The organism is Bartonella sp. AP58NXGY (assembly GCF_042195785.1).
GTDB lineage: Bacteria > Pseudomonadota > Alphaproteobacteria > Rhizobiales > Rhizobiaceae > Bartonella.
The window spans coordinates 1-813 of record NZ_JBHIOY010000187.1; the positions used below are offsets into that span (position 1 = coordinate 1).

An 813-nucleotide genomic window follows, 5' to 3' on the forward strand; every position below is an offset into this window, starting at 1 on the left:
GTCATAATTTTAGCGACCTTATTGCGTAGGGTGTTTTATTGCCACCAACATATTGATTGATAAAGATAAGTGTTTTTCATCTTAAATAAAAATCTTGAATAGCGTAAGATTCTCTCACTCTGTTGAATCAATCAAAACCATTTGCTTGCACATCTCAAGGAAAAAGAGTCGTGTAGCGTAAAACGATACAAGAAAGACATGCCTCTTCTGACCCATCTTAAATGCCAAGAGCTTATCGCAACACCCACGAACTCGCAAAATGTATGAGAGTACCAGCTTGTTATGACTCGACACATTTTTACCGCACAATAGATAACTTAACCTTTTCAGTTTCTCGCACTTCTAATTTTGGAAGACTGCGCACAATTTTCATCGTTTCTAAACTGACCGTAATAACCCGTTGAAACAATTCCAAAGGATAGGCTGGGTTACCCACCGTCTCAACAGCATAACGATTAGCATCATTCACAATCCCACTTGCTTTATCTGTTTTGACAATCTGCCGCTCCATCACCCATTCAAGAGCAGGCTTACCACTCACCACATAATCATACGCTTCAAGAGGGATATTCTGCATCGTAATATGCGCATTATAAACCACGGTGCTTTTATCAACAGCACCACGCTTACCCGCAAATTTCATCGCTTGAACACGATAAAAACTCTCCGCATCAGAAATCACCCAAGTTTTTGGATCTCCCTGTTTATCGGTCACAGGATAGGGTTCAACCTCCTCATAATTCATATGCAACTCACCAAGCTTTCGCCCCGCTGTCACAAAAGCCCAAAAATCCTCTACTCTTTTGACCGTTG

The 813-nt window shown here is 41.0% G+C and carries 1 protein-coding gene; it reads right to left on the reverse strand.

Annotated elements, in window-relative coordinates; all coding sequences use genetic code 11:
• Positions 1–298: 298 nt before the first annotated feature.
• On the reverse strand, positions 299–813 hold a 515-nt coding region (locus ACFINC_RS10350; protein ID WP_375617157.1), incomplete at its 5' end, for a type ISP restriction/modification enzyme.